Below are 26,216 nucleotides of genomic sequence, written 5' to 3' on the forward strand. Positions count from 1 at the left end.
CGGAGTCCCGCCCGGTCCGTCCCTGCGGGGCGGTGGGCGCTCAGGCCCCGATCTCGCCGGCGATCTGCTCGCCGGCGCTGGTCATGACCTCGGCCGGGTCGGCGCCGCCGACGATGTTCGCCTGGGCCTGGCCCAGCGGCTTCCAGATCGCGGCCATCTCGGGGATGGAGGGCATCGGGTCGGCGCCCTCGGCGAGCTCGGCGATCTGGATCAGCTCCGGGCTGCCGGCGGCGAGCTCGGTCTGCAGCTCGAGGGAGACCGGCGGGAGCTCGTTGACGGCGAACATCTCGCGGGCCACATCGGGCGCGGAGGCGACGTCGGAGAGGAACTGCTGGGCGTAGGCGGGGTTCTTGGCCGCCGCGGCGACGTAGAAGGCGTTCACGCCGGCGAAGGGCTTGGCCGGCTGCATGCCCTCGAAGCCGGGCACCGCGCTCATGGTGAAGTCGATGCCGGCGGCCTTGATGTCCGCGAGCGCCCAGGGGCCGGAGACGAGGTAGGCGGCCTTGCCGTCGGTGAACAGGGAGATCGCGTTGTCGCCGGTGATGGAGGTCTTCAGCACGCCCTGCGCGCCGAGCTCCCCGATCTTGCCGCCCGCGGCGATCGAGCCCTCCTTGCCCACGCCCAGGTCGCTCGGGTCGAGGCCGCCCTCGGCGTCCGTGCCGAACAGGTAGCCGCCCCCGGAGGTGTACAGCGGCTCCATGTGGTAGGCGTCGCCCTCCTCGCCCACGGGCAGGGAGAGCACGTTCTCGGCCCCGCCGGCCTGCCCGGCGCTGACGAGCTCCTCGATCGACGCGGGGGAGGGGGCGTCGGTGAGGGCGTTGTTCGCGAACAGCACGAGCGTCTCGACGGCGTAGGGGACGCCGTAGGTCTGGCCGTCCAGCTGCACGGCGCTGAGGCCGATGGGGGCGATCTTGTCGGCAGCGTCCGCGGGCAGCTGCACCGGGGTGATGGAGGCGTTCTGGACCAGGTTGCCGATCCAGTCGTGCGCGCCGACGAGGACGTCGGGGCCGTTGCCGGCCTGGTTGGCGGTGACGAAGTTGGTCTGGAGGTCGTTGGCCACGGACTGCACGGCGACCGTGATCCCCTGGGCCTCGCCCCAGGCCGCGGCGGGCGCCTGGAGGGACTCGGCCTTCTTCTCATCGGCCCAGATGACGAGCTGGGCGTCGGCGCGCTGGGGGGCGCCCTCGGCGCCGCCCGCATCGGAGGCGCCGCCGGCATCGGAGGACCCGCCGGCGGCGGGATCCTCGCTCGTGCCGCCGCCGCAGGCGGACAGCATCGCGGAGGTGGCGCCGAGGGCGCCGAGGGCCAGGAAAGACTTGCGACGGATGAGCACCGTGATCTCCTTCGATTCGTGCGTGTGATGCGGGGAGCCGCTGTGCTCGCCCTGCAAGGACGACTGTAAGTGCTTGCGGCCCGGCGTGCAAGAATGAGAAAGTTCTTGCAACGGTACTGTGACATGGCGGCGATGGCGTCGCCGAGAGGTGGACCAGGTGAAAGCACGACTGATCGACATCGCCCGCGAGTCCGGGGTGAGCGAGGCCACGGTCTCGCGCGTCCTGAACGAGCGTCCCGGTGTCAACGAGGAGACCCGTCGTGCCGTCCTGGAGGCCGCCCGACGGCTGGGCCGGCCCGTCGCGCTCGAGCAGGAGGACCTGCCCCGGACCATCGGCCTGCTGGTGCCCGATGTGGAGAACCCGATCTTCGCGGCCTGGATCGAGCGCCTGGAGGCCGAGCTGTTCGAGCGCGGGGTCTCCTCGCTGGTCGGGGTCCGGGCCCGCACCGTGGAGCGCGAGCGCGAGTACCTGCAGCGCTTCCTGCGCGCCGGGGCCACCGGCATGATCATCGTCTCCGGGCACCATGCCCAGCAGGACAGCCCGGTGGACCACTACCGCGAGGTGGCCGAGGCGGGGGTGCCGCTGGTGATGGTCAACGGGGAGCGCCACGACCTCGACGCCGCCTTCATCTCCTCCGACGACGCCCACGCGATCGCGCTGTCGCTGACCCACCTCGAGGAGCTGGGACACCGCGAGATCGGGCTGGCCGTGGGCGACGAGCACACCTGGCCCGTGCGCACGAAGGTGCAGGCCTTCGAGGCCGCCCGCGGCGCCGCGGGCGTGGACGCCCCGCCGATCGCCTACACCGACTTCTCCTACGCCGGGGGCTACGAGGCGGCGCGCGAGCTCGCCGCCGGCGGCGTCACCGCGATCGTCTGCGGGAGCGACGTGATGGCCGCCGGCGCCCTCGAGGGGCTGCGCTCGATCGACGTGCGCGTGCCCGAGGACGTCTCGGTGATCGGCTACGACGACGTCTCCTGGGCGGGGCTGACCACTCCGCCGCTGACCACCGTGCGCCAGAGCGTCTCGCTGATGGCCCGCTCGGCCGTGCGCACCGTCCTCGCCGCGGGGGAGGGCAGCCGCCGCCCGACCCGCACCGAGCTCGCCATCCGCCCGCAGCTGATCGTCCGCGGCTCGACGGGCGCGGCGCCGGGACGCGATCGCGGGGGCATCGCCTAGCATGGACCGGTGACCGACACCGCCGATACCGCCATCCCCACCAGCAGCTACGACACCGCGCTCCAGCGCAGCGACGCGATCTGGGCGAAGATCCAGGACGACCCCGCCGGCCTGCGCATGCTCACGGGGGACCGCCCCACGGGCGCGCTGCACATCGGCCACTACTTCGGCAGCCTGCGCAACCGGGTGCGGCTGCAGGAGGCCGGCGTCGAGAGCTGGGTGCTCGTGGCCGACTACCAGGTCATCACGGACCGCGAGGTCCTCGGGGACATCCGCGGCTCGGTGCGCGAGCTGCTGACGGACTACCTCGCCGTGGGCATCGACCCCGAGCGGGCGACCATCTTCACCCACTCCGCGGTGCCGGCCCTGAACCAGCTCATGCTGCCGTTCCTCTCGCTGGTCACCCAGCCCGAGCTCGAGCGCAACCCCACCGTGAAGGCGGAGCTCGCCGCGGCCGGCAAGTCCGCCATGGGCGGCCTCCTGCTCACCTACCCCGTCCACCAGGCGGCGGACATCCTCTTCTGCCACGGCAACCTGGTGCCGGTGGGCAAGGACCAGCTGCCCCACATCGAGCAGACCCGCGTGATCGCGCGCCGCTTCAACGAGCGCTACGCGGGCGGCGAGCAGATCTTCGCCGAGCCCGACGCCCTGCTCTCCGAGGCGCCGACGATCCTGGGCCTGGACGGCGCCGCCAAGATGAGCAAGTCCCTGGGCAACACGGTCATGCTCCGCATGAGCGAGGACGAGACCGCCAAGAAGATCAAGAAGGCGAAGACGGACGCCGACCGGCAGATCACCTACGACCCGGAGGGCCGTCCGGAGGTCGCGAACCTGCTGACGATCGCCTCGCAGTGCACCGGCCGCAGCCCCGAGGACATCGCCGAGGAGATCGGCGACAAGGGCGCCGGGACCCTCAAGGTCATGACCGCGGAGGTCCTCAACGAGCACCTCGCCCCGATCCGCGCCCGGCGCGCCGAGCTCGAGAAGGACCCGGGCGCCCTGTTCGAGATCCTCCGGGCGGGCAACGCCCGCGCCAACGAGGTCGCCGAGCAGACCCTCGCGCGGGTGCGCGAGGTCATGGGCATGATCTACTGACCAGCCGCCGCGGCCCGGCGGCCGCGGCCCACGCCGCCGGACCCGTGCCGGCCGACGCATCGCTGCTGCGCAAGCGGAGCGTCGGTCGGCACGCGTCGTCCGCGGCCGCGGGGTCGCCGGGAACGACGCCCCCGTATGACCGCGGATGAACTCCGACGTCGGCGGACGGCGGAGACGCGGCCCACCCACGAGAAGGTCGGCTTATACTGGAGCAAAGGCGCGCTATGCGGTCTGAGGTGTGCGGCCCCGGGGCCGGCCACCTGCGGGCTGCGCCGCGACGGGTCACGGGCCCGGCCCGGTCGCGTGCCGACCGATACCCCCGATCGAGGAGCTTCGATGCCCGTCTACAACAACGTCTCCGAGCTGGTGGGCCGCACCCCCCTGGTCAAGCTCAACAAGCTGGGCGACGACGTCCAGGCCACGATCCTGGCCAAGCTCGAGTTCTACAACCCCGCCAACTCGGTCAAGGACCGCATCGGCGTGGCCATGATCGACGCCGCGGAGGCCTCCGGCGAGCTCCAGCCCGGCGGCACCATCGTCGAGGCGACCAGCGGCAACACGGGCATCGCCCTGGCCATGATCGGCACCTCCCGCGGCTACAAGGTCATCCTCACCATGCCGGAGTCCATGTCCAAGGAGCGCCGCGCCCTGCTGCGCGCCTTCGGGGCGGAGCTCGTGCTCACCGAGGCGCCCAAGGGCATGAAGGGCGCCGTCGAGAAGGCCGCGGAGATCGCCGCGGAGACCGGCGCCGTCCAGGTCAAGCAGTTCGACAACCAGGCCAACCGCGAGATCCACTACGCCACCACCGGCCCGGAGATCTGGGAGGACACCGAGGGCCACGTCGACGCCCTGGTCGCCGGCATCGGCACCGGCGGCACCATCTCCGGCGCGGGCGCCTACCTGCGGGAGAAGAACGCTGACGTGAAGGTCTTCGCGGTCGAGCCCGAGGAGTCCGCGATCCTCAACGGCGGCGCCCCCGGCCCGCACAAGATCCAGGGCATCGGCGCGAACTTCGTGCCCTCGATCCTGGACCGCGAGATCTACGACGAGGTCTTCGACATCAACGCGGAGACCGCCATGGAGCGCGCCCGCGAGGTCGCCCGCACCGAGGGCCTGCTGGTGGGCATCTCCTCCGGCGCGGCGATCGAGGCGGCCGTGCGCGTCGGCTCGCGCCCCGAGTTCGCCGGCAAGACCATCGTCGTGGTCGTCCCCTCCTTCGGCGAGCGCTACCTCTCCACCCCGCTCTACGCCGAGTACCTCGACTGAGCGCTGACCGGATGAGCATCCTCGCCCGTGCTCTCGACGCCGCCGCGACCGTCCGCGAGGACATCGCGGCGGCGCGCCGTCGGGACCCCGCGGCCACCGGCGACCTCCAGGTCGTGCTGACCTCCCCGGGGCTCCACGCGATCTGGGCGCACCGGGCCGCGCACGCCCTGTGGCAGCGGCCCGCGGCGCGCCTGCCCGCGCTCGTGCTCGCGCAGGGGGTCCGCTCGATCACCGGCGTGGAGATCCATCCTGCCGCCCGGATCGGCCGGCGCTTCTTCATCGACCACGGCATGGGCGTCGTGATCGGGGAGACGGCGGAGATCGGCGACGACGTCATGCTCTACCACGGGGTCACCCTGGGCGGACGGTCGATGCAGCGCGTCAAGCGGCACCCGACCGTCGGCGACGGCGTCACCATCGGCGCCGGGGCGAGGGTGCTGGGCCCGGTCCTCATCGGGGAGCGCGCCCAGATCGGCGCGAACGCGGTCGTCGTCGGGGACGTCCCCGCGCAGGCCACCGCCGTCGGCGTCCCCGCACGGATCCGCGGCCACGCCGCGCACCCCGAGGACAACGTGGACCCGGCGATCTACATCTGAGCCGGGCGGCCCCCGCCGAAGGGATCCAGGAACGGGTTCGCCGCGACATCGCGGCGGGCCCGTTCCCAGTCCGGCAGGACCTCGTGCGCGTCCCCGCGCAGGACATGGTCGAAGCTGCCGCCGCGGGAGGCCTCGCGCGGAGGATCGATGTCCACCAGGACGGTCGTCGCCCCGGCCGCCCGGGCCCGCGGCGCCAGCTGCGCGGCCGGCATCACCACCCCGCTGGAGCCGACCACGACGAACAGATCCGCCGCGCGCGTCAGCGCGAGGGCCCGATCGATCGCGGCCGCGGGCAGCTGCTCGTCGAAGAGGACGACGTCCGGCCGGGTCGGCGCCCCGCACACCGGGCAGGCCGAGGGGGCGCCGTGGTCCTCGGCTCGGTCCCCCTCGCCGGGCACCAGGGGAGCGGACCAGGGGCACCGCGGGTCCAGGCAGACGGCGCGCCGGGCGCTGCCGTGCAGCTCCGCGACGTCCTCGCTGCCGGCCGCCTGATGCAGACCGTCCACGTTCTGGGTGATCACCTGCGCGCCCATCCGGGCGATCGCGAAATGCCCGGGGGTGGGGCCGTGGGCGGCGGCGACCCGCGCCATGTCCCCCCAGACCCGCCACAGCGCCGGGATCGATCCGGGCAGGGCGGAGGCGTGCATCGCCTCCTCGAGCTGCGGGTCCAGGGACCACAGGCCGTCCGGCCCCCGGAAGGTGCCCAGGCCCGTGCGGGCGCTGAGCCCCGCCCCCGACAGCACCACGATCCGGCGATGCTGCGGACCGGGCCGGAAGCTCACCACTCCTCGTGGACGCGCGAGTCCCAGGCCGCGTCCTCGCCCAGATCCACGGAGGTCAGCAGGGCGCGGTCCGCATCGTCCAGGGCGATGCCGTCGAGCTCGGCGTTGGAGCGCTGGCGCTCGGGGGTCGAGGACTTCGGGATCACGACGATGCCCCGGTCGATCGCCCAGCGCAGCGAGATCTGGGCGGTGCTCGCGCCGTGCTTGGCGGCGACGCGCTGCAGGGCGAACTGCTCGGGCAGGCCCTCGCGGCCGCCCAGCGGCCCCCAGGCCTCCGTGACGATGCCGTGCTCGGCGTGGAAGGCGACGGCCTCCTGACGGGGCAGGGCGGGGGAGAGCTGGATCTGGTTGATCGCGGGCCACTGCCCGGTCGCGTCGTAGAGCTCCTGCAGCTGCTCGGGGCGGAAGTTCGAGACGCCCGCGTGGCCGATCAGGCCCTCCTCGCGCAGGTCCAGCAGGGTGCGCCAGGTGTCCAGGGCCAGGCCGCGCGAGGGGTTGGGCCAGTGGATGAGGACGATGTCCGCCCGCTCCACGCCCAGCCGCCGCAGGGATTCGCGGACCCCGGCGCGGGCCGCCTCGCGCCCCTGGTCGCCGCCGGCGACCTTGGTCGTCACCAGGACCTCCTCGCGGTCCACGCCGCTGCGCCGCAGCGCCTCGCCGACGCAGGCCTCGTTGCCGTACTGCGCGGCCGTGTCCAGGAGGCGGTATCCGCTGCGCAGCGCGGCGGTGATCGCCTCGGCGCCCTCGACGCCGCGCAGCCCGCCGGTGCCGAAGCCGATCAGCGGGATGGGGGTCCCGTCGGGCAGGGTCGTGGTGGGGATGGACAGGGGCGACATGCGGACCTCCTGCGGTCGGCGAGCTCGGGCACCCCTGTCCTATCACGGCGGGCCGGTCCGATCATGGCGGGCCGGCTTGTTCACGGCGGGCTGGCCGTTCACGGCGGGCCGACCGTTCACGGCAGGCCGGCCCGTTCACGGCGGGGTCGGCCGATCCTGCCGCGGAGGGGCCTATGCTCGCGGGCACGTGCCGCTGCGAGGAGGACCCCGATGCCCACGACCGATGCCGCCGCCGACACCGCCGCCCGGGACGCCGCCGGGGCCGATGCCGCCGGGGCCGATGCCGCTCCCGGGATCCCCGACGAGGTCTCGCCGCTGCGCCGGGTGATCCTGCATCGGCCCGGTCCCGAGCTCGAGCGCCTGACGCCCGACAACCGCGACCGCTTCCTGTTCGACGAGCTGCTGTGGCTGGAGCGCGCCCGGGCCGAGCACGACGCCTTCGCGGCGCTGCTGCGCGGCGAGGGCGCCGAGGTGCTGCTGGTCCACGAGCTGCTCGAGGACCTGCTGGAGGATCCTCCGGTGCGCGCCGAGCTGCTCGGGAGGACCCTGGACCCGGCCGCGCTCGGCGACATCGCCGCCCAGGACCTCGCCGACGCCCTCGGCGCCCTGCCCTCGGCGGAGCTGGTCCGCGTGCTGATGGCGGGCGTGACCCGGTCCGAGCTCGAGGCGCTCGGCGTGCGGCCCCGCTCCATCCGGGTGCGGCGCACCGCCGGCGACGCGCTGCTGCTGGACCCGCTGCCCAACCACCTGTTCACGCGCGACGCCTCGATGTGGATCGGCCCGCATGCGGTGGTGCCCGGGATGCGGCGCACCGCCCGCCGGCGCGAGTCGCTGCACATGGAGATGATCTACCGTCACCACCCGCGGTTCGGCGGCGCGGGCCCGCAGCCGGTGATCCCCCTGGGCGGGGCGCCCTCGCCGCAGGCCACGGTCGAGGGCGGGGACGTGCTCGTCCTCGGCGGGGGGACGGTGGCGGTGGGGCTGTCCGAGCGGACCAGCGACGCGGGCGTGGAGCGGCTGGCCGGAGCGCTGCTGGCGCAGGGGGCGGCCGAGCGCGTGATCGCCCTGGCGCTGCCCCACCGACGCTCGATGATGCACCTGGACACGGTGATGACGATGGTCGACCACGAGTCGATGCTCCGCTACGGCCCGCTCGGGGGCCTCGAGACCTACGAGATCTCGCGCCGGCGCGGACGGCTGGTCACCCGGGCGCATCGGCCGGCGGAGATGGACGAGGTCCTGGCCCGGGGCCTCGGCGTGCCCTCGCTGAGGGTGCTCACCCCGCCGCTGGACAGCTACGCCTCCGCCCGCGAGCAGTGGGACGACGGCTGCAACGTGCTGGCCCTCGCCCCCGGTCGCGTGGTCGCCTACGAGCGGGTGACCGCGACCAACGACTACCTGCGCGGCCAGGGCGTCGAGGTGCTCGAGATCTCCGGCGGCGAGCTGGGCCGGGGGCGCGGCGGGCCGCGGTGCATGTCCTGCCCGGTGCGGCGCGGGGAGGACGCGGCCTGAGGATCCCGCCCGCCCGGTCAGAGCCGGCGCGGCGGGGCGCTGCGCATGGCCAGGGCGACGTCCTCCCGGGAGGGCAGGGGGTCGCGCAGCGAGCGCTCCAGCAGCAGCTGCTGGGTGCCGAACTCCTCCAGGCCCCGGCGCACCGTGAAGCCGAGCTTGCGCAGCAGGTTCAGGCTGCGCTTGTTGCGGGTCTGGGTGACGGCGATGACGAGATCGTCCTCGAGCTCGCCCTGCGCCCAGCTCAGCAGGGCATGGCAGGCCTCGGCCGCGAACCCCTGGCCCGTGTGCTCGGGCAGCAGGGCGTAGGACAGCTCCAGCTCTCCGCGGTCGTAGTCCAGCGAGATCGAGCCGAGCATCGCGTCGTCGTCGCCGCGGCAGACGACCCATCGGCCCCAGGACAGGCCCAGCGGCGAGAGCTCGAGCGCCTGCCGGGAGGCGTAGTCGATCGCGCCGCCGAGATACTCCCGGGTCACCGGATCGGTGAGCAGGCGGATCATCGCCTCGCGGTCCGGATCCGCAGGCTCGCGGATCAGAACACGGTCCCCCCGGATCCTGATCGGCCACTGCGTCGTACCTTCCCGATTCACCCCTTCACTGTACGGGATCGGGGGCGGCGCGGCGGGCGGTACAGTGTCCGCGAGGGTGCGCCGATGCTCCCTCGCGGCAGCCCGCGGCGACCGCGCCGTGCCCGTCCGGGCCCGTGCCCCGCCGCTCGCACGACCCAGGAGAGACGATGCCCGACCAGCCCCTGAACGCCACCGCGCTGTCCGCGATCCACGAGGGGCTCGGAGCCGCGTTCACGGACTTCGCGGGGTGGCAGATGCCCGTCCGATACACCTCCGACCTGGCCGAGCACCACGCCGTGCGCCGCAGCGCCGGCATCTTCGACCTCAGCCACATGGGCGAGATCCGCCTGCAGGGCCCCGAGGCGGGGCAGGCCCTGGACCACGCCCTCGCCGGGAAGCTGTCGGGGCTGTCCGTGGGGCGGGCGAAGTACTCCCTCATGCTCACCGAGGACGGCGGCGTCGTCGACGACGTCATCGTCTACCGCCTCGCGGAGGATTCCTACCTGGTGGTCGCCAACGCCGGCAACGCCCCCGAGGTCGCGCGCGAGCTGACCGAGCGCTCCCGCGACCACGACGTGCAGGTGCGCGACGAGTCCGCCGAGATCGCGCTGATCGCCGTGCAGGGCCCCGCGAGCGAGGGCATCGTCGTGACCGCCCTGGCCGATGCCGCCGTCGCCGGGATCTCCGCGCAGGATGTGGCCGCCCTGCGCTACTACCGGGTCCTGCAGGGCACCTACCAGGGGGCGGAGCTGCTGCTGGCCCGCACCGGATACACCGGGGAGGACGGCTTCGAGCTGTACGTCCCCGCCGCGCAGGCCGTGGACCTGTGGGAGCTGCTGACCGCCGCCGGGGGAGAGGACCTCGTCCCCTGCGGCCTCGCCTCCCGCGACACCCTGCGCCTGGAGGCGGGCATGCCGCTGTACGGCCACGAGCTGGGACGCGACATCCTCCCCGCGCAGGCGGGCCTCGGCCGGGTGGTGGCGCTGGCCGCCAAGGGGGACTTCGTGGGCCGCGCGGCGATCGAGGCCGCGGACCTCGAGGGCGCCCGGGTGCTGGTGGGCCTGGCCGCGGAGGGCCGTCGCGCCGGCCGCGCCGGCTCCGCCGTGAAGGACGCCGCCGGCGCCGTGATCGGCGAGGTCACCTCCGGCGCGCTCTCCCCGACCCTCGGCCATCCCGTCGCGATGGCCTTCATCGACCCCGATCATGCCGAACCCGGCACCGATCTGGTCATCGACGTGCGCGGCAAGGACCTTCCCGCCCGCGTCGTGCCCCTGCCGTTCTACACGCGAGACTGAAGCCCGCATCCCGCCCCTGAGGAAGGACTCCCCATGACCACCGAACTCCGTTTCAGCAAGGACCACGAGTGGGTGCGCGTCGAGAGCGACGGCGTCGCCGTCATCGGCGTCACCGACTTCGCCGCCGGCCAGCTCGGCGACGTCGTCTACGTCGACCTGCCCGAGGAGGGCGACACCATCACCGCCGGCACCGAGATGGGCGAGATCGAGTCCACCAAGTCCGTCTCGGACCTGTTCTCCCCGATCACCGGCACCGTCACCGAGGTCAACCAGGCGGTCGTCGACGCCCCCGAGCTCGTGAACGCCTCCCCCTTCGAGGACGGCTGGCTGATCCGTGCGAGCTTCGAGGAGCTCCCCGAGGATCTCCTGACCCGCGAGCAGTACACCGAGCTCGTCGGCGAGTGACCCGGGCCCGATGACCACCGCATCCCAGAACACCGACCTCGGCCCCTTCGTCTCCCGGCACGTCGGCACCGACGACGCCGCCCAGCGGCGCATGCTCGACGTCCTCGGGCTGGACTCCCTCGACGCCCTGCTCGAGGCCGCGGTCCCCGGGACGATCCTCCTGGACCGGCGCACCGACGACGCCCTCGGCGAGGGGGCGAGCGAGGCGGAGGTCCTCGCCGAGCTGCGGGAGCTCGCCGCCCGCAACACGGTGCGCACCCCGCTGCTGGGGGAGGGGTACTACGGCACCCACACCCCGCCGGTCATCCAGCGCAACGTGCTGGAGAACCCCGCCTGGTACACCGCCTACACCCCGTACCAGCCGGAGATCTCCCAGGGCCGCCTCGAGGCGCTGCTGAACTTCCAGACGATGGTCGCCGACCTCACCGGCCTGCCGATCGCCAACTCGTCCATGCTCGACGAGGCGACCTCCGCCGCGGAGGCCATGCTCCTGGCGCGCCGGAAGACCCGCGCGAAGTCCGCCCGCTTCCTCGTGGACCAGGACGTCTTCACCGCGACCCTCGCCGTGGTGCGCGGCCGCGCCGAGGCGGTGGGCATCGAGCTCGTCGTCGCGGACCTCTCGGACCCGGAGACGGCCGATGCGGCGCTGGCCGACGGCGCCTTCGGCGCCCTGGTCCAGTACCCCTCCGCCTCCGGCCGGATCTGGGATCCGCGCGCGCTGTTCGAGAAGGTGCACGGCGCCGGCGGCCTCGCGATCGCGGCCACCGACCTGCTGGCCCTGACGCTGCTGACCTCCCCCGGGGAGCTGGGCGCGGACGTGGCCGTCGGCTCCTCGCAGCGCTTCGGCGTGCCGCTGGGCTTCGGCGGCCCCCACGCCGGGTTCATGAGCGTGCACAGCGGCCTCGAACGCCAGCTCCCGGGCCGCCTGGTGGGCGTCTCCCGCGATGCCGCCGGGGCGCCCGCGTACCGGCTGGCCCTGCAGACCCGCGAGCAGCACATCCGCCGCGAGAAGGCCACCAGCAACATCTGCACCGCGCAGGTGCTGCTGGCGGTGATGGCCTCGATGTACGCGGTGTACCACGGCCCGGAGGGCGTCACCGCGATCGCCCGGCAGGTCGCCGCCCGCACCGCGGACCTCGCCGCGCACCTGCGCGCCGAGGGGTTCGCGCTCGCGCACGAGGCTTTCTTCGACACCTTGGTGGTCTCCGTCCCCGGCGCGGCCCGCGCCCTCGAGGAGACCTTCCACGAGGCGGGGTACCTGCTGCGCGTCCTGGACGAGGACCACGTGCGGGTGAGCCTGGACGAGACGGTCGACGCCGCGGCGCTCGACGCGATCGCGGCCCTGTTCGAGCAGCACTCCCCGCGCGAGCGCGTGGACGTGCCCGACACCGCCGACGAGTCGCCCGCGGGCGGCGAGGTCGGCGGGGCGTGGCCGCAGGCCCTGCGCCGCACCAGCACCTTCCTCCAGGACCCGGTCTTCACCTCCTTCCACAGCGAGACGGCGATGATGCGCTACCTGCGCCGCCTCGCCGACAAGGACTACGCCCTGGACCGCGGCATGATCCCGCTGGGCTCGTGCACCATGAAGCTCAACGCCGCCGTCGAGATGAGCGCCGTCACCTGGCCGGAGTTCTCCGGCCCGCACCCCTTCGCCCCGGAGGAGGACGTCGAGGGGTATCTCGAGCTCATCGACCAGCTCGAGCGCTGGCTCGCCGCGGTCACCGGCTACGACACCGTCTCCCTGCAGCCCAACGCCGGCAGCCAGGGCGAGCTCGCGGGGCTGCTCGCGATCACCGCCTACCACCGCTCCCGCGGCGAGGCCGACCGGACCGTGTGCCTGGTGCCCAGCAGCGCCCACGGCACCAACGCGGCCTCGGCCGTGCTGGCGGGCATGCGGGTGGTCGTGGTGGCTTCCGATGCGGAGGGCAACGTCGACCTCGACGACCTCAAGCAGAAGATCAAGGACCACGCCGAGGACCTCGCGGCGATCATGATCACCTACCCGTCCACGCACGGCGTGTACGAGGAGGAGATCCGCACCGTGTGCCAGCTGGTGCACGACGCGGGCGGGCAGGTCTACGTCGACGGGGCGAACCTCAACGCCCTGCTCGAGGTCGCGCGGCCCGGCGAGTTCGGCGGCGACGTCTCCCACCTGAACCTGCACAAGACCTTCTGCATCCCGCACGGCGGCGGCGGCCCGGGCGTGGGCCCGGTGGCGGCCAAGGCGCACCTGGCGCCGTTCCTGCCGGGGCACCCGCTGGCCCAGCGGGCCGAGCACGCGGTGCTGGCCCACGCCCCGGTGGTCCACGGCGGGGCGACCGTCTCGCAGGCGCCCTACGGCTCCCCGTCGATCCTGCCGATCCCCTGGGCGTACATCCGCCTGATGGGCGCGCAGGGCCTGCGCCACGCGACGGCCTCCGCGGTCCTCGCGGCGAACTACATCGCGAAGCGGCTCGAGGGGACCTTCGAGACCCTCTACCGCGGGCGCAGCGGCTTCGTCGCCCACGAGTGCATCCTCGATCTGCGTCCCTTCACCGCCCGCACCGGGATCACCGTCGACGACGTCGCCAAGCGGCTGATCGACTACGGCTTCCACGCCCCGACCATGTCCTTCCCCGTCGCGGGGACGCTCATGGTCGAGCCCACGGAGTCGGAGGACCTCGCCGAGCTCGAGCGGTTCGTCTCCGCGATGCTGATGATCGCCCAGGAGGCCGAGGAGGTCGTCGCGGGCACCTGGCCGAAGGACGACAACCCCCTGGTCGGCGCCCCGCACACGGCCGAGGCCGTCGTCTCCGGCACCTGGGACCATCCGTACTCGCGGGAGGTCGCCGTCTATCCCGGCGTCCACGCCGCGCGGTCCCTGGACCTCGGCACGTACCACATGACCGAGCAGATGCGGATCCAGGCGAAGTACTGGCCGCCCGTGCGACGCATCGACCAGGCCTACGGCGACCGCAACCTCGTGTGCACCTGCCCGCCCCCGGACGCCTACGACCAGGGCTGACCGGCGGCCCCGCGGCCCAAGGCGCACCGCGGCTCCGCCCTGCCGGCTCCCGGCTCCCGGTGACGGGATCCGGGAGCCGGCAGGGCGGCGGCCGGCGGCGGCCGGAGGCCCGGCGAGGACCGGACGAGGGCCGGACGGGTCGATGAACGGGGATGACGCCCGGAGTCCGCACCCCGGGCCCCGCGCCGTAACCTCGAGGTCATGACCGAGATCCGCACCACGACCGCCGGCTCCCTCCCTCGCACCCCGGAGCTTCTGGCCGCCAACGCCGCCCGCTCCTTCGCCGAGGACGGCCTCACACCGGTCCCCTCCGCCGAGTTCGACACCGCGCTCGCCGCCGCCGTCGACTCCGTCGTCGCCCGCCAGAAGGAGATCGGCATCTCCGTCCCGGGCGACGGCGAGTACGGCAAGGCCATGACCACGACGTACAACTACGGCGCCTGGTGGAGCTACATCTTCCACCGCACCGCGGGCCTCGAGCTCGTCGCGGAGGACACCTTCGTCTCCCAGCCGCCCACCGCCCGCAATGCCGAGGGCCTGACCCTCAGCGCCTTCGGGGAGCGGCGCGACCGCCAGCGGTTCCCCGACGTCTACGCGCACGACCCGGAAGTGAACACGGCGACCCCGAAGGAAGGGGCGCTGCAGTTCCCGGTCGCCTCCGGGAAGCTGAGCTACACCGGCGGCGCGCTGATCGCCTCGGACGTGGAGAACTTCTCCCGCGCCCTCCGCGATCACGGCTACGAGCAGGGCTTCCTCACCGCGCTGTCCCCCGGTTCGGGCGCCCGCATCCAGGATCGCCACTACGGCTCGGAGGACGCCTTCCTCGAGGCGTGGGCGACGGCTCTGCGCGAGGAGTACCGGGCCATCACCGATGCCGGGCTCGTGGTCCAGGTCGACGATCCCTCCATCGCGGAGAACTTCGACCAGATCGTCCCCGAGCCGAGCGTCGAGGACTACCTGCGCTTCACCGCCAAGCGCGTCGAGGCCCTCAATCATGCGCTCGAGGGCCTGCCGAAGGAGCTGCTGCGCTTCCACCTGTGCTGGGGCTCCTGGCACGGACCGCACACCACGGACATCGAGTTCCGCCACCTGGTCGAGCTCATGCTGGACATCGACGTCACCTACTACTCCTTCGAGGGCGCCAACGCCCGCCACGAGCACGAGTACGTGGTGTGGGACGACGTGACGCTGCCCGAGGACAAGGTGATCGTCCCCGGCGTCGTCACCCATTCGACCAACGTCGTCGAGCACCCCGAGCTCGTCGCGCAGCGGATCCGCCGGTACACCCGGCGCGTCGGCGCCGAGCGGGTGATCGCCTCGACCGACTGCGGGCTGGGCGGCCGCGTCCACCCGGACATCGCATGGGCGAAGCTGGAGTCCCTCGTCGCCGGCGCCGAGATCGCCGCCCGCCGCTGACGCCCCGACGGGATCGGCGCGCGGGAGCGCGACGCGGCTCCCCGAGGAGGGAGCCGCGTCGCAGCGGTCGCGATCGGCGCCCCGAAGAGTTCACCGAGGCGTCACGGACACGTCACGGCTCCAGCGCACCGATCTCATCGGGCAGGAGCAGGATCGGGGGCGTGAGGATCATGTTCGTGTCCGAATCGTTCCTGCCCCATATGAACGGCGTGACCAACTCGGTGCTGAAGGTCGTGGACGAGTTCGCCGCCCGCGGCGACGACCTGGCGATCATCGCCCCCCAGCAGCCGCGCGCCGAGAAGTTCCTGCGCACCGCCTGCGGACGCAAGATCCGGGTCCGGCGCATCACCTCCGTGCCGATGTTCGGCTACGGCGACGTGCGCATCGCGACCACCAGCGCAGGATCCCTGCGCCGGCGCATCCAGGACTTCCAGCCCGACGTCATCCACCTCGCCTCCCCGACGATCCTCGGCGGCCGCGCCATGATCGCCGCGCAGCAGCTGGGCGTGCCGACCGTCGCCGTCTACCAGACCGACATCCCCGGCTACACCGCGAAGTACGGCCTGCCCTTCCTCGAGGCGGCCAGCTGGCAGCTGCTGCGCGACGTCCACAACCGGGCCTCGCTGACCCTGGCGCCGTCGACGTTCACCCGGGACCAGCTCATCGAGCACGGGATCGAGCGGGTGGGCCTGTGGCGCCGCGGGGTGGACACCTCCCTGTTCTCCCCGTCGCTGCGCAGCGAGGAGCTGCGCCGCTCCCTGGCGCAGCCGGGGGAGAGGATCGTGGTGTACGTCGGCCGCCTGGCGCCGGAGAAGCAGGTGGGGGATCTGCGGATCATCCATGACATGCCCGGGGTGCGGCTGGTCGTCGTGGGGGACGGCCCGGACCGGGAGTCCCTGCAGCGCGCCATGCCGCGGGCCCGCTTCGTCGGCTTCCGCTCGGGCCGGGACCTCGCCCGTCATCTCGCCAGCGCCGACCTCTTCATCCACCCCGGCGAGCTCGAGACGTTCTGCCAGACCATCCAGGAGGCCATGGCCTCGGGGCTGCCGGCGATCGCGCCGCGCCGCGGGGGACCCGTCGACCTCATCGCCCCGAGCCGCACCGGCTGGCTGTACACCCCGGGGATGCTCGACGAGCTCCGCGACCACGCCGCGGACCTGCTGTTCGACGACGCCAAGCGGGCGGCCTTCGCCAGCGCCGCCCTCGAGGCGGTGCGCCGGCGCACCTGGCCCGTCCTCGCCGAGCAGCTGCGCGGCTGCTACGAGCAGGCGATCCGTCAGCCCGTGCGGACCTGATCGGCGAAGGCGTCCAGCAGCGCCGTCCAGGCGGCGCGCACCGGGTCGTCGGCCGCGGGCAGGCAGGCGGTGGAGCCGACGGCCGCGCGCACCAGCGCCTCATCGGCCTCCGGATGGAACTGCAGGCCCCACAGGACCTCCTCGGTGCGGAACGCCTGCACGCCGCCGCGGGCGTCGGTGGCCAGCAGAGTCGAGGCCGGCGGCAGGGATCGGACGCCGTCCCCGGCGATGTCCATCCCCACGGGGTGCTCGGCCAGCGCCGACAGCAGCGGGTCCGCCCGGCCGGCGTCGGTGAGCGTCAGCTCGGTCAGGCGCAGCAGCTTCCCGGCGTCCCGCGCCCGGGCCGGCCCGATCCTCCCCTCGAGGGCGAGCGCCAGCAGCTGGGCGCCGAGGCCGATGCCGAGGGTGGGCAGGTTCCGCCCGCGGGCCGTGCGCAGCAGCGCGCGCACCGCCCGCAGGTGCGGGACCCGCGAGTCGTCGTGCGCGTGCAGCGCCCCGCCGAGGACCACCAGGCCTTCCATCCGTCGCAGGTCGGTGGGCACCTGATCGCCGCGGTGCGGCTGGACGAGGTGCATCTGCAGCCCGGCGCGCTCGAGCGCCGGGACGAGCTGCCCGGGCCCGTAGGTCGGGTCGAGCTGGATGACGAGGGCATCGGAGGAATGTGCGCTCATGGGCACGTTCCTACCAGAGAGGCGGCCGGACCGCGTCATATTCGGCCACACAGGTCGACCCCGCGCGCCCCGGGCGCGTGCAATGGACCTCGTCGCACCTGCGGCGCGTCCCCGCCCGGGGGCGCAGGCTCCTCGCGGAAAGGAACGTCATGGCCCGGCTCAGCACCCGCCGCCCGCTCATCGGCATCACCGCAGGAACCACCCGCATGATGTCCGGCGCCTGGGCGGGCCACGACGCCGTCACCCTCACCGAGCACTACGTGCGGGCCCTGCGCGAGGCCGGTGCCCGCGTCGTGATCCTCTCCCCGCAGGACCTGTGGACCGAGGAGGAGCTCGCCGAGCTCGACGGCCTCGTCCTCTCCGGGGGCCGCGACCTGGACCCGTCGCTGTACGGGGCCGATCCCCGGGAGACGGACCTGACGCCCGATCCGGAGCGCGACGCCTTCGAGGCGGGGCTGTACGCCCTCGCCCGCCGCGCCGGCGTGCCGGTGCTCGGCATCTGCCGCGGCCTGCAGATCATCGCCGCCGCGGAGGGCGGCACCCTGCACCAGCACCTCCCCGAGGACGTCGAGGCCTACCCGACCACCGGCCTGGAGCCCACCGAGGTCGACGTCGAGCTGAGCGCTGCCAGCGATCTGGCGCTCGCGCTGGGCACCCGGGCCCGCGTCACCGCCTACCACCACCAGGCCGTCCGCGAGGTGCCGCCGGCGCTGCGCGCGGTGGGCTCCCACGCCGGCTCCGGCGTGGTGCTGGCTCTCGAGGCCGTGGCGGGCAGCCCCGTCCTCGCGGTGCAGTGGCACCCGGAGCTGGGCGAGGCCGGGGCGGGACTGTTCGATCACTTCGTGGCCACGGCGCGGGCCGCGTCGGCCGCGGGCACCGTCCGCGCTGGCGTACGATAGGCACCATCTGCGCCGTCCCGGGAGGAAGCATGACCACTGAGCAGCACACCGCCACCGCGAGCACGCGGGAGTCGCACGTGACCAGCGAGGGCAACAGCCTCGTCAGCTCCGTCGCGCTCACCACGATCCTGTTCGTGCTGTTCGTCGCGGGCCTGTACGTGATGAGCCTCTACACCGTGGGCTGGTACCTGTTCCTGGTGGGCCTGGCGATGTGCCTGGTCTCGCTGTTCATCACCTTCACGGCGATCCCCAAGTACATGGTCTGAGCGGCCCCGCCGCTCCCGCACGAGGGCCCCGGATCCGCGGATCCGGGGCCCTCGTCGTGCCCGGGCCGGCGCCCCCGCCGGCTCTGCCGGCCCGGCCGGCCCTGCCCCGGCGGGCGCCGCCGCGTCAGCGGGAGCGGTTCTCGAGCCGCTCGATCGTGTCGAGGGCGAGCACGATCATGTCCTCGAAGGTCTCCTGGCGCTCCTGGGCGGAGGTCTCCTCCCCGGTGAGGAGGTGGTCCGAGACGGTGCACACCGCCAGCGCCCGGCGGGAGAACTGCGCGGCCAGCGTGTACAGCGCCGCCGCCTCCATCTCCACGCCCAGCACGCCGTACTGCGCGAGCGTCCCGGTGATGCTCGCATCGGGGTTGTAGAAGTGGTCGGAGGAGAACAGGCCCCCCGCCACCACGGGCAGCATCCCCTGGTCGGCGACCTCCGCGGCGATGCGGGCGAGCTCGAAGTCGGCGGCCGGGGCGTAGGTCACGTCCCCGAAGCGGGACCGGTTCATGGCGGAGTCGGTCGAGGCGGAGGTCCCCAGGATCACGTCGCGCACCGAGACGCGGTCGGAGATCGCCCCGCACGTCCCGACGCGGATGATCGCCTGCACGTCGTAGTCCTGGAACAGCTCGTGGGCGTAGATCCCCATCGAGGGCTGGCCCATGCCCGAGCCCTGCGCGGTGATCCGCACGCCGTGATAGGTGCCGGTGAATCCGAGCATCCCGCGGATGTCGGTGATCTGGACGGGATCCTCGAGGAAGGTCTCGGCGATCCAGCGGGCGCGATAGGGGTCTCCGGGCATGAGGACATAGGGAGCGATCTGGTCGGGCGCTGCACCGATGTGTGTCGACATGCGCCCAGAGTACGGGCCGGACGCGCTGGCGGCGGGAGGCCCGCGGTGAAAGGATTCCGTGGTGTCCCCGAGCCCGCGCGCCTCCGCGCTCCCCGTCGCCCTCGATGCCCGCCGCGCCCGCTGGGCCGTCTCGCTGCTGTTCCTGCTCAACGGCGCGTCCTTCAGCGCGATCCTGCCGCGGTACCCGGAGATCGTGCAGTCCATCGGCCTGAGCAACACGGCCTTCGGCCTCGCGGTCGGCATCGGTCCCGTCGGCGGCCTGATCGCCGGCCTGCTCGCGGCGCGGCTCATGGCGCGGTTCGGCTCGGCGCGGGTCGCGGTGGTCTTCCAGGTCGTCGCCAGCACCACCCATCTGCTGATCTACATCTCGGGCTCCTGGCTGTGGCTGGCCGGGGCGCTGCTGCTGGCCAGCGCGGCCGACGCCCTCACCGACATCTGCATGAACGCCCACGGCATGCGGGTCGAGCGGCGGTACCGGCGCTCGATCATCAACAGCTACCACGGCTGGTGGTCGCTCGGCGCGGTGGGCGGCGGTCTGCTGGGCGGCCTCGCCGCGCAGCTCGCCCTGCCGCTGTGGCTGCAGGGCCTGCTGGGCCTGGTGGTCTTCGGAGCCGCCGCGGCATGGGCGTACCGCGGGATGCTGACCGGTCCCGACGGCACCGAGCGGGAGGCGCCCGAGCGCGAGCACGCGGCCCGCGGCGAGGTCCACGGCGCCGGCCCGGCCCCCGCGGCCGCCGGGGAGGTCCCCGCGGTCCTCGCCCCGTCCACCGGGCGCAGCATCCGCGGGATCGCCCTGCGCCCCCTGGGGCTCGTCCTCGCCCTGGGCATGGTGCTCATCTTCGCCGGCTCCACCGAGGATGCCGGCGGGACCTGGGGCGCCCTGTTCATGCAGTCGACCTTCGATGCGGTGCCCTTCGTCGCCGGCCTCGCGTTCGTCGCGCTGCAGGGCACCCAGACCGTGGGCCGCTTCCTCGGCGATGCGATCGTCGACCGGCTCGGCGACCGCACCACCGCCCGGCTCGGCGCCCTGATCGCCGCGGTCGGGATGAGCCTCGCGCTGATCCTGCCGCACCCGGTGACCGCGATCATCGGCTTCGCCGCCGCCGGCTGGGGCGTGGCGACGCTGTTCCCCGCCGCCTACCGCGGGGCCGACGACATGCCGGGACTGCCGCCCGGGGTCGGCATCACCGTGGTCGGGTGGCTGGCCCGGCTGGGCTTCTTCCTCACCCCGCCGCTGGTGGGTGCTCTGGCCGATGCCCTCACCCTGCGCTACGCCCTGTGGCTGGTGCCGATCTATGCGGTCGGCATCCTCGTCTTCTCCGGGGCCCTGGCCCCGCGCCGCACCCCCGGCGCCCCGCATCGGCCCGGGGAGGCGGCGCGGTCGTAAGGGTTCCGTAAGGACCCCGTCAGCGCTCGTTCCGCGTCCGATGGGGAGCATGGGGGCATGAACACCGCATCCCGCATCCGCACCCGTCCCACGACCCTCCTGCGCACCGGCGCCGCGCTCCTCGGCGCCGCCGCCGCCCTCGGCCTCGCCGCCTGCGGCTCCACCGGCGGCGCCGGGGAGCAGGACCCCTCCGAGGAGATGACCGAGGAGCAGATGACCGAGCAGCCGATGTCCTCCGACGGCGGCGGGGACATGATGGAGGAGCCGATGACCTCCGACGGCGGAGGAGAGATGATGGAGGAGGACATGGGCTCCGAGGAGGGCATGTCCGGGGACTCCGGCACGGAGGACTCCATGACCGAGGGCTCCATGACCGAGGACGAGGACATGACCGGCACGGACGGCGGGGAGTGACCAGAGCATGAGCACGAGCTCGCAGGCCGGGGGCGCACGGGTGGCCGGAGCGCTGACGACGGCGGTCGCGGCGGGCCTGGGCCTGGGTCTCGCCGAGCTCGCCGCCGCCCTCGTCCAGCCCCGCACCTCCCCGGTGTCCCTGGTGGGGGCGGTGACCATCGACCTCACCCCGCCGCCGGTCAAGGACCTGGTGATCGGGCTGCTGGGGACGGCGGACAAGCCCTTCCTCATCGGCTGCGTGCTCGCGGGGACCCTCGCCATCACCGCCGTGATCGGCTCCGGCCTGGCCCGCACGGCCCGCTGGGCCACGATCTGGATCGCAGCGGTCGGCGCCATCGCGATCCTCGCCGCGCTGCTGCGTGTCGCCGTCGCGCCGTCATCGCTGGTGGCGGGGCTGGTCCTGGCCGCCGGCGGCATCGGCGCCCTCCGCCTGCTGCGCGCCCAGCTGCTGCGGGCCCAGGAGGAGCAGGCGGATCCTGCGGCCATCGGCGGCGCCTCGCGCCGGCGTCTGCTGGCCACCGGCGCGGGCCTCGGGGCGCTCGGCGCGCTCGCGCCGCTGCTGGGCCGTGCCCTGCGCCCCGCACCGCAGGTCACCCCGGAGCTGGTGGCCGTCCCGGAGCCGGAGGTGCAGGCCCCGGAGCTGCCGGAGGGCCTGGACGTCGAGGGCATCAGCCCGCTGCGCACCCCGGCCGATGAGCTCTACCGCATCGACACCGCGCTGGTGGTGCCCGGGTACGACCCCGAGACCTGGCGCCTGCGGATCGAGGGCATGGTCGAGAACCCCTATGAGATCACCCTGCCCGAGCTGATGGCGATGCCGATGGTCGAGCACGATGCGACCATGCTGTGCGTGTCCAACCCGGTGGGCGGCGACCTCATCGGCTCCGTGCGGTTCCAGGGGGTGCGCGTGCGGGACCTGCTCGCGCGCGCGGTCCCGCTCCGCGGCGCCGACCAGGTGCTGTCCACCTCCGTCGACGGGTTCACCGCCGGCACCCCGCTGGAGGCGCTGACGGACGACCGCGAGGCCCTCATCGCGGTGGCCATCAACGGCGAGCCGCTCAGCCCGGAGCACGGCGCCCCCGCCCGGCTGTTCACGCCGGGGCTGTACGGCTACGTGGGGGCCACCAAATGGCTCACGACGCTCAGCGTGGGGACCTACGCCGAGCAGGTCGCCTACTGGACCACCCGCGGCTGGTCCGCGAAGGGGCCGGTGAAGACCTCGGCGCGCATCGACACCCCGCGCGGCAACGGCCGCGCCGAGCCCGGGGCCGACGGCAGGGTCGCGGTGGCGGGCGTGGCGTGGGCCGTGCACCGGGGCGTCGGCGCCGTCCAGGTGCAGGTCGATGACGGCCCCTGGATCGACGCCGAGCTGTCCGAGGACGTCAATGCCGACTACTGGCGCCAGTGGGTGGTGCGCCTCGAGCTGGCCCCGGGAGAGCACGTGCTGGCGGCCCGGGCGGCCGATGCCTCCGGCGAGCTGCAGAGCGCAGAGGTCGCCCCGCCCGCCCCGAACGGGTCGCAGGGGTACCACCGCATCAGCGTGGACGTGCGAGGGTGAAGGACACCTCGCAGCCGTCCTGAGCGCTGCGGGCGGCGACCGAGCCGCCGTGCGCGCTCGCGACCGAGCGCACGATCGCCAGCCCCAGACCGGCGCCGGGCCGCTGCGGGCTGCGTGCCGCATCGCCCCGCCACAGCGGATCGAACATGCGCCGCCGCGTCTCCTCGTCGATGCCGCCGCAGGAGTCCTGCACGAGGACCCGCACCACGCGGCCCCGGGACTCCTCCCGCGCCGACACCAGCACCTCGCCGCCGGCCGGCGTGTGGCGCACCGCGTTCACCAGCAGATTCGTCACGGCGCGGAGCAGCTCGCGGGCATCGGCCGGGACCTGCAGGTGCGCGGGCACCTCTCCGCGGATCTCCACGCCCTCGGCGTCGGCCTCGGCGCGCAGCCCCGCGACCGCGTCCGAGACGAGATCGTGCAGGCGCACCTCCTCCCGGGGGCGCCGGGGCAGCGGGTAGGTGGACAGCGACAGCAGGTCGTCGGCCAGGGTGATCGCCTGGTCGATCTGCGCGAGCATGCGGCGCGGGTACGCCTCCCGCTCCGATCCGACGCCGTCCTCGAGCGCCTGGGACATGGCCCGGATCCCGGCCAGCGGGGTGCGCAGGTCATGGGAGAGGTGGCTGACCAGCTCCTGGCGCATGCGCTCGGCCTCCCGGGCGCGCTCGGCGCGGGCCACCTGCCAGGAGACCATCACGCCGACGGCCACGGCGACCGCCGCCGAGACCACGACGATCGAGGTGAGCTGGCGCGAGGGCTCGGGGCCGAACAGCATCAGCCGGGTGCCGGCGAGGACGCCGGCGGCCACCGCGGCGACCGCGGCCAGCGGCGCCGCCACGACCGCCCAGGCGAGGCGGCGCCGGGCGAGCACCACGGCGAGGACAGAACCGGCCGCCCCCGTGAGCACCGCCGCCGCGAGCGCGGTGAGCAGGGCGGCGCTCACCGCGCCGGATCCCATCGGTAGCCGCGCCCCCAGACAGTCACCAGCCGCCGCGGGCGGGCCGGGTCCTCCTCGACCTTCTCCCGCAGCCGGCGCACGTGCACCGTCACCGTGGAGGGGTCCCCGTACTCCCAGTGCCACACGCTGCGCAGGATCTCATCGCGCTCGAGCAGCTCCCCGGGCCGGCTCAGGAACCTCTCCAGCAGAGCGAACTCGCGCGGGGGCAGCGGCAGCGGCGCCCCGGCGCGGGTCGCGGTGCCTGCGCGCGGATCCAGCTCGAGGTCCCCGTCGCGCAGCACCGCCGGGGCCTCGGCGGCGCCGGAGGAGGCCGCGGCCGCGGCGGCGCTGCGGCGCAGCACCGAGCGGGCCCGCAGCACGACCTCGCGCGGGGAGCAGGGCTTGGCGACGTAGTCATCGGCCCCGATCTCCAGGCCGAGGATCCGTTCGGGCTGCTCCGCCCGGGCGGTCAGCATGATCACAGGGGTGCCGCAGCCGGCGGCCCGCAGGCGCCGGAACACCTCGAGGCCGTCCATCCCCGGCAGGGAGAGGTCCAGGATCACCAGGTCCGGGTCGAGGGTCCGGACGCCCTCGAGGGCCGCGGGCCCGTCCCCGACGGGCGTGGCCTCGAAGCCATCGGCCTCGAAGTAGTCCCGCAGCACCGAGCGCAGCACGGCGTCGTCGTCGACGACGAGCACCCGGGGCGCGGACGGCGGGGCGCTCACAGCAGGTGCGCGACGTCCCCGGCGCCCTCGCGGCGGACCTCGACCGTGCCGGAGGAGACGTCCACGACGCTGGTGGGGTCGATGCCGACCTCGCCCGAGTCGATGATCGCCTCGAGCTGGTGGTCCAGCAGGTCCTGCACCTGCCAGCCCTCGCTGGGCGGCTCCTCGTGCCCGGGCAGCAGCAGGGTCGAGGAGACGATCGGCTCGCCGAGCGCCTCGACCAGGGCATGGGCCACCCGATGCTCGGGGATGCGCACCCCGACCGTCTTCTTCTTCGGGTGCGACATCCTCCGGGGGACCTCCTTGGTCGCCGGGAGGATGAAGGTGTACGGGCCCGGGGTGGAGTTCTTGACCAGGCGGAACACCGGGTTGGAGATGATCACGAACTGGCCCAGCTGGGCGAAGTCCGCGCAGACGAGGGTGAAGTCGTGGTTCTGACCGACCTGGCGGATCCGCCGGATCCGCTCGAGGCCGTCGGCGTTGTCCAGGGTGCAGCCCAGCGCGTAGCAGGAGTCCGTGGGGTACGCGATCAGGCCGCCGTCGCGGAGGATCCGCACGGCCTGCTCGATCAGGCGCGGCTGCGGGTCGACGGGATGGATGTCGAGGTATCGGGCCATGCTCGATGGTACGTCCGCACCGCCTCGCGCGACCACGGCGCTAGGCGACGACGACGAACTCGCGGCCGAGCCACTTCGTGCGGCGCAGCCGCATCACGGCGCCGATGGGCAGGGGGCCGTGGATATGGGGATACGCCTGGCCGCTGGTGCCGATGGTGTCCTCCTCGAAGCTCACCATCACCCCGGCCTCCTCGACGCGGTGCACGTCGATCTCGAGGATCACCAGACCGTCCGGCCGGTCGGGGTAGACGCGCTTGGCGACCACGGAGATCTGCTCGGGCAGGGTGGCATGGATGAAGCCCGTCTCGCCGAGGTCTCGGCCGCGGGTGGACCGCTCGTAGACACCTCGGGGAACCGCGTCCTCCCAGGCGGCCAGTTCGGTGATGTGCCAGATCAGGGGCGCGGGCATGAGCGGCAGTGTACCGTGATGGACCATGGAGACGACGTCCGGCACCACCGATGGCGGCTCGGCCGCGGGCGACGACCGCCTGGTCCACGATCCCGACCGTGATCGCTACGAGCTGCTGCGCGGCGCGTCGGTCCTCGCCGTGCTCGCCTATGCGGACGAGCCGATCCCCGGCGGCGGCTTCGTCCGCGACCTGCGCTCGACGATCGTGGACCCGGACCACGGCGGCGAGGGGCTCGGCTCGCGCCTGGTCCGCTTCGCCCTGGACGACGTCCGCGCCCACGGCGGGAAGGTCGTCGCGACCTGCTGGTTCGCCGCCGGATGGATCGCACGTCATGAGGACTACGCCGATCTGCTCGCTCCCCAGGACCCGGCACCGTGAGCTACCTCGTCCTGACGGTGTGCACGGGCAACATCTGCCGCTCGCCCCTGGCGGAGCTCCTGCTGCGCGAGCGCTTCGCCGCGGAGGGCCTCGCCGCCCAGGTGCGCGTCGCCTCCTGCGGGACCACCGGCTGGGAGGAGGGCGAGCCGATCGACCCGCGCGCCCGGGCCCTGCTGGACGCCCACGGGATCGCGTCCCACGAGCATCGCGCCCGCCGCATGACCCGGCGCGCCCTGCAGGACGCGGACCTCATCCTCGCCATGGACCACGACCACCTGCAGCCGATCCGGGACGAGGCAGGAGCGACGATCGCGGGGCGGCTGCACCTGATGCGCACCTTCGACCCCGAGGTCGGCGCCGACGCCGGGATCCGCGATCCCTGGTACGGCGACGAGCGCGACTTCGAGACCTGCTTCGCGCAGATCGAGGCCGCCGCCGACGGCGTCGTCCAGCACGTGCGCGAGCAGCTGGCCTCGCGCCGGCACTGACCACCGGGCCGCCGCCGCAGGGCGGCTGACCACCGAGC

Annotated in this window: 27 protein-coding genes; 17 read left to right on the plus strand and 10 right to left on the minus strand. The window is 73.8% G+C overall.

The window, feature by feature from the left end:
* Positions 1-40 precede the first annotated feature (40 nt).
* Positions 41-1,333, minus strand: coding sequence for a sugar ABC transporter substrate-binding protein (locus ABD234_RS06640; protein WP_038374141.1), 1,293 nt, complete (start codon positions 1,331-1,333; stop codon positions 41-43).
* A 157-nt stretch (positions 1,334-1,490) separates the two neighbouring features.
* Here ABD234_RS06640 and ABD234_RS06645 point away from each other — a divergent pair, with 157 nt between their 5' ends.
* From ABD234_RS06645 to epsC, 4 genes are all read left to right on the plus strand, one after another.
* Complete coding sequence (locus ABD234_RS06645; RefSeq protein WP_051487108.1) at positions 1,491-2,513, plus strand: LacI family DNA-binding transcriptional regulator; 1,023 nt, start codon at positions 1,491-1,493, stop codon at positions 2,511-2,513.
* Between the two features lie 9 nt (positions 2,514-2,522).
* The gene (trpS, locus tag ABD234_RS06650; protein ID WP_038374138.1) at positions 2,523-3,608 is read left to right on the plus strand and encodes a tryptophan--tRNA ligase; all 1,086 of its coding nucleotides are present in this window, start codon (positions 2,523-2,525) and stop codon (positions 3,606-3,608) included.
* A gap of 336 nt (positions 3,609-3,944) precedes the next feature.
* Positions 3,945-4,874, plus strand: coding sequence for a cysteine synthase A (cysK, locus tag ABD234_RS06655; RefSeq protein WP_038374137.1), 930 nt, complete (start codon positions 3,945-3,947; stop codon positions 4,872-4,874).
* A gap of 11 nt (positions 4,875-4,885) precedes the next feature.
* A complete protein-coding gene (gene epsC, locus ABD234_RS06660; RefSeq protein WP_051487107.1) occupies positions 4,886-5,470 on the plus strand; it encodes a serine O-acetyltransferase EpsC in 585 nt (194 codons plus the stop codon).
* Here the strand turns inward: epsC and ABD234_RS06665 are convergent.
* Positions 5,461-6,252, minus strand: a complete 792-nt coding sequence (locus tag ABD234_RS06665; RefSeq protein WP_232226474.1) for an SIR2 family NAD-dependent protein deacylase — start codon at positions 6,250-6,252, stop codon at positions 5,461-5,463. The two genes, epsC and ABD234_RS06665, sit on opposite strands and share 10 nt — an antisense overlap.
* Entirely contained in the window at positions 6,249-7,088 is an 840-nt protein-coding gene (locus ABD234_RS06670; RefSeq protein ID WP_038374134.1) for an aldo/keto reductase, read from the minus strand. The genes ABD234_RS06665 and ABD234_RS06670 overlap by 4 nt, the downstream gene beginning before the upstream one ends.
* Positions 7,089-7,298: 210 nt before the next feature.
* On the opposite strand from ABD234_RS06670, the gene ABD234_RS06675 reads away from it, so the two are divergent.
* Positions 7,299-8,600 carry an arginine deiminase gene (locus ABD234_RS06675; protein WP_084148647.1) on the plus strand — a complete coding sequence of 434 codons (1,302 nt, stop codon included), beginning with the start codon at positions 7,299-7,301 and terminating at the stop codon, positions 8,598-8,600.
* Positions 8,601-8,617: 17 nt separating this feature from the next.
* Here the strand turns inward: ABD234_RS06675 and ABD234_RS06680 are convergent, their stop codons facing one another.
* A complete protein-coding gene (locus ABD234_RS06680) occupies positions 8,618-9,187 on the minus strand; it encodes a GNAT family N-acetyltransferase (RefSeq protein ID WP_084148646.1) in 570 nt (189 codons plus the stop codon).
* A gap of 146 nt (positions 9,188-9,333) precedes the next feature.
* Between ABD234_RS06680 and gcvT the strand changes: the two genes are divergently transcribed.
* From gcvT to ABD234_RS06705, 5 genes are all read left to right on the plus strand, one after another.
* Positions 9,334-10,461 carry a glycine cleavage system aminomethyltransferase GcvT gene (gene gcvT / locus ABD234_RS06685; RefSeq protein WP_038374133.1) on the plus strand — a complete coding sequence of 376 codons (1,128 nt, stop codon included), beginning with the start codon at positions 9,334-9,336 and terminating at the stop codon, positions 10,459-10,461.
* Between the two features lie 33 nt (positions 10,462-10,494).
* The gene (gene gcvH, locus ABD234_RS06690; protein WP_038374131.1) at positions 10,495-10,866 is read left to right on the plus strand and encodes a glycine cleavage system protein GcvH; all 372 of its coding nucleotides are present in this window, start codon (positions 10,495-10,497) and stop codon (positions 10,864-10,866) included.
* Between the two features lie 10 nt (positions 10,867-10,876).
* Positions 10,877-13,870 carry an aminomethyl-transferring glycine dehydrogenase gene (gene gcvP, locus ABD234_RS06695; protein WP_344354680.1) on the plus strand — a complete coding sequence of 998 codons (2,994 nt, stop codon included), beginning with the start codon at positions 10,877-10,879 and terminating at the stop codon, positions 13,868-13,870.
* Between the two features lie 201 nt (positions 13,871-14,071).
* Positions 14,072-15,286 carry a cobalamin-independent methionine synthase II family protein gene (locus ABD234_RS06700; RefSeq protein ID WP_344354682.1) on the plus strand — a complete coding sequence of 405 codons (1,215 nt, stop codon included), beginning with the start codon at positions 14,072-14,074 and terminating at the stop codon, positions 15,284-15,286.
* A 170-nt stretch (positions 15,287-15,456) separates the two neighbouring features.
* Positions 15,457-16,581 carry a glycosyltransferase family 4 protein gene (locus ABD234_RS06705; RefSeq protein WP_344354819.1) on the plus strand — a complete coding sequence of 375 codons (1,125 nt, stop codon included), beginning with the start codon at positions 15,457-15,459 and terminating at the stop codon, positions 16,579-16,581.
* Here the strand turns inward: ABD234_RS06705 and ABD234_RS06710 are convergent.
* Positions 16,563-17,252, minus strand: coding sequence for a type 1 glutamine amidotransferase (locus tag ABD234_RS06710; protein WP_051487106.1), 690 nt, complete (start codon positions 17,250-17,252; stop codon positions 16,563-16,565). The genes ABD234_RS06705 and ABD234_RS06710 overlap by 19 nt on opposite strands.
* 149 nt (positions 17,253-17,401) lie before the next feature.
* On the opposite strand from ABD234_RS06710, the gene ABD234_RS06715 reads away from it, so the two are divergent.
* Positions 17,402-18,151: a gamma-glutamyl-gamma-aminobutyrate hydrolase family protein gene (locus tag ABD234_RS06715; protein WP_344354684.1), complete on the plus strand. Its 750-nt coding sequence runs from the start codon at positions 17,402-17,404 to the stop codon at positions 18,149-18,151.
* A gap of 29 nt (positions 18,152-18,180) precedes the next feature.
* The gene (locus ABD234_RS06720; protein ID WP_038374127.1) at positions 18,181-18,417 is read left to right on the plus strand and encodes a hypothetical protein; all 237 of its coding nucleotides are present in this window, start codon (positions 18,181-18,183) and stop codon (positions 18,415-18,417) included.
* A gap of 124 nt (positions 18,418-18,541) precedes the next feature.
* Here ABD234_RS06720 and deoD read toward each other — a convergent pair whose 3' ends face one another.
* Positions 18,542-19,264 (minus strand): purine-nucleoside phosphorylase, encoded by a 723-nt coding sequence (deoD, locus tag ABD234_RS06725; protein WP_038374126.1) that lies wholly within the window; start codon positions 19,262-19,264, stop codon positions 18,542-18,544.
* Between the two features lie 61 nt (positions 19,265-19,325).
* Here deoD and ABD234_RS06730 point away from each other — a divergent pair, with 61 nt between their 5' ends.
* The 3 genes from ABD234_RS06730 to ABD234_RS06740 are packed head-to-tail and all read left to right on the plus strand — an operon-like array spanning position 19,326 to position 22,623.
* The gene (locus ABD234_RS06730) at positions 19,326-20,651 is read left to right on the plus strand and encodes an MFS transporter (protein WP_344354685.1); all 1,326 of its coding nucleotides are present in this window, start codon (positions 19,326-19,328) and stop codon (positions 20,649-20,651) included.
* A 57-nt stretch (positions 20,652-20,708) separates the two neighbouring features.
* Positions 20,709-21,065: a hypothetical protein gene (locus tag ABD234_RS06735; protein WP_344354686.1), complete on the plus strand. Its 357-nt coding sequence runs from the start codon at positions 20,709-20,711 to the stop codon at positions 21,063-21,065.
* 7 nt (positions 21,066-21,072) lie between these two features.
* The gene (locus tag ABD234_RS06740; protein ID WP_344354688.1) at positions 21,073-22,623 is read left to right on the plus strand and encodes a molybdopterin-dependent oxidoreductase; all 1,551 of its coding nucleotides are present in this window, start codon (positions 21,073-21,075) and stop codon (positions 22,621-22,623) included.
* Here the strand turns inward: ABD234_RS06740 and ABD234_RS06745 are convergent.
* The 4 genes from ABD234_RS06745 to ABD234_RS06760 are packed head-to-tail and all read right to left on the minus strand — an operon-like array spanning position 22,601 to position 25,311.
* Complete coding sequence (locus tag ABD234_RS06745) at positions 22,601-23,566, minus strand: sensor histidine kinase (RefSeq protein WP_156954183.1); 966 nt, start codon at positions 23,564-23,566, stop codon at positions 22,601-22,603. The genes ABD234_RS06740 and ABD234_RS06745 overlap by 23 nt on opposite strands.
* Positions 23,563-24,285 carry a response regulator transcription factor gene (locus tag ABD234_RS06750; RefSeq protein WP_038374119.1) on the minus strand — a complete coding sequence of 241 codons (723 nt, stop codon included), beginning with the start codon at positions 24,283-24,285 and terminating at the stop codon, positions 23,563-23,565. The genes ABD234_RS06745 and ABD234_RS06750 overlap by 4 nt, the downstream gene beginning before the upstream one ends.
* Entirely contained in the window at positions 24,282-24,902 is a 621-nt protein-coding gene (locus tag ABD234_RS06755) for an L-threonylcarbamoyladenylate synthase (protein WP_038374117.1), read from the minus strand. Before ABD234_RS06755 ends, ABD234_RS06750 begins: the two co-directional genes overlap by 4 nt.
* Before the next feature lie 40 nt (positions 24,903-24,942).
* Positions 24,943-25,311, minus strand: coding sequence for a DUF952 domain-containing protein (locus ABD234_RS06760; protein WP_038374116.1), 369 nt, complete (start codon positions 25,309-25,311; stop codon positions 24,943-24,945).
* A 25-nt stretch (positions 25,312-25,336) separates the two neighbouring features.
* On the opposite strand from ABD234_RS06760, the gene ABD234_RS06765 reads away from it, so the two are divergent.
* Together ABD234_RS06765 and ABD234_RS06770 are read left to right on the plus strand one after the other, a co-directional pair.
* Positions 25,337-25,690: a GNAT family N-acetyltransferase gene (locus tag ABD234_RS06765; RefSeq protein WP_344354693.1), complete on the plus strand. Its 354-nt coding sequence runs from the start codon at positions 25,337-25,339 to the stop codon at positions 25,688-25,690.
* Positions 25,687-26,178, plus strand: coding sequence for a low molecular weight protein-tyrosine-phosphatase (locus ABD234_RS06770; RefSeq protein ID WP_344354694.1), 492 nt, complete (start codon positions 25,687-25,689; stop codon positions 26,176-26,178). Before ABD234_RS06765 ends, ABD234_RS06770 begins: the two co-directional genes overlap by 4 nt.
* Positions 26,179-26,216: the final 38 nt, after the last annotated feature.

Source organism: Brachybacterium phenoliresistens (assembly GCF_039530785.1).
Lineage (GTDB): Bacteria > Actinomycetota > Actinomycetes > Actinomycetales > Dermabacteraceae > Brachybacterium > Brachybacterium phenoliresistens.

Bases quoted from the DNA above. Each gene is read 5' to 3' on its own strand.
- epsC (WP_051487107.1), top strand. From the start codon at position 4,886: ATGAGCATCCTCGCCCGTGCTCTCGACGCCGCCGCGACCGTCCGCGAG.
- ABD234_RS06715 (WP_344354684.1), top strand. From the start codon at position 17,402: ATGGCCCGGCTCAGCACCCGCCGCCCGCTCATCGGCATCACCGCAGGA.
- gcvH (WP_038374131.1), top strand. From the start codon at position 10,495: ATGACCACCGAACTCCGTTTCAGCAAGGACCACGAGTGGGTGCGCGTC.
- ABD234_RS06735 (WP_344354686.1), top strand. From the start codon at position 20,709: ATGAACACCGCATCCCGCATCCGCACCCGTCCCACGACCCTCCTGCGC.
- gcvT (WP_038374133.1), top strand. From the start codon at position 9,334: ATGCCCGACCAGCCCCTGAACGCCACCGCGCTGTCCGCGATCCACGAG.
- deoD (WP_038374126.1), bottom strand. From the start codon at position 19,264: ATGTCGACACACATCGGTGCAGCGCCCGACCAGATCGCTCCCTATGTC.
- ABD234_RS06765 (WP_344354693.1), top strand. From the start codon at position 25,337: ATGGAGACGACGTCCGGCACCACCGATGGCGGCTCGGCCGCGGGCGAC.
- ABD234_RS06710 (WP_051487106.1), bottom strand. From the start codon at position 17,252: ATGAGCGCACATTCCTCCGATGCCCTCGTCATCCAGCTCGACCCGACC.
- ABD234_RS06755 (WP_038374117.1), bottom strand. From the start codon at position 24,902: ATGGCCCGATACCTCGACATCCATCCCGTCGACCCGCAGCCGCGCCTG.
- ABD234_RS06705 (WP_344354819.1), top strand. From the start codon at position 15,457: ATGTTCGTGTCCGAATCGTTCCTGCCCCATATGAACGGCGTGACCAAC.
- gcvP (WP_344354680.1), top strand. From the start codon at position 10,877: ATGACCACCGCATCCCAGAACACCGACCTCGGCCCCTTCGTCTCCCGG.
- ABD234_RS06740 (WP_344354688.1), top strand. From the start codon at position 21,073: ATGAGCACGAGCTCGCAGGCCGGGGGCGCACGGGTGGCCGGAGCGCTG.
- cysK (WP_038374137.1), top strand. From the start codon at position 3,945: ATGCCCGTCTACAACAACGTCTCCGAGCTGGTGGGCCGCACCCCCCTG.
- ABD234_RS06720 (WP_038374127.1), top strand. From the start codon at position 18,181: ATGACCACTGAGCAGCACACCGCCACCGCGAGCACGCGGGAGTCGCAC.
- ABD234_RS06700 (WP_344354682.1), top strand. From the start codon at position 14,072: ATGACCGAGATCCGCACCACGACCGCCGGCTCCCTCCCTCGCACCCCG.
- ABD234_RS06670 (WP_038374134.1), bottom strand. From the start codon at position 7,088: ATGTCGCCCCTGTCCATCCCCACCACGACCCTGCCCGACGGGACCCCC.
- ABD234_RS06675 (WP_084148647.1), top strand. From the start codon at position 7,299: ATGCCCACGACCGATGCCGCCGCCGACACCGCCGCCCGGGACGCCGCC.
- ABD234_RS06760 (WP_038374116.1), bottom strand. From the start codon at position 25,311: ATGCCCGCGCCCCTGATCTGGCACATCACCGAACTGGCCGCCTGGGAG.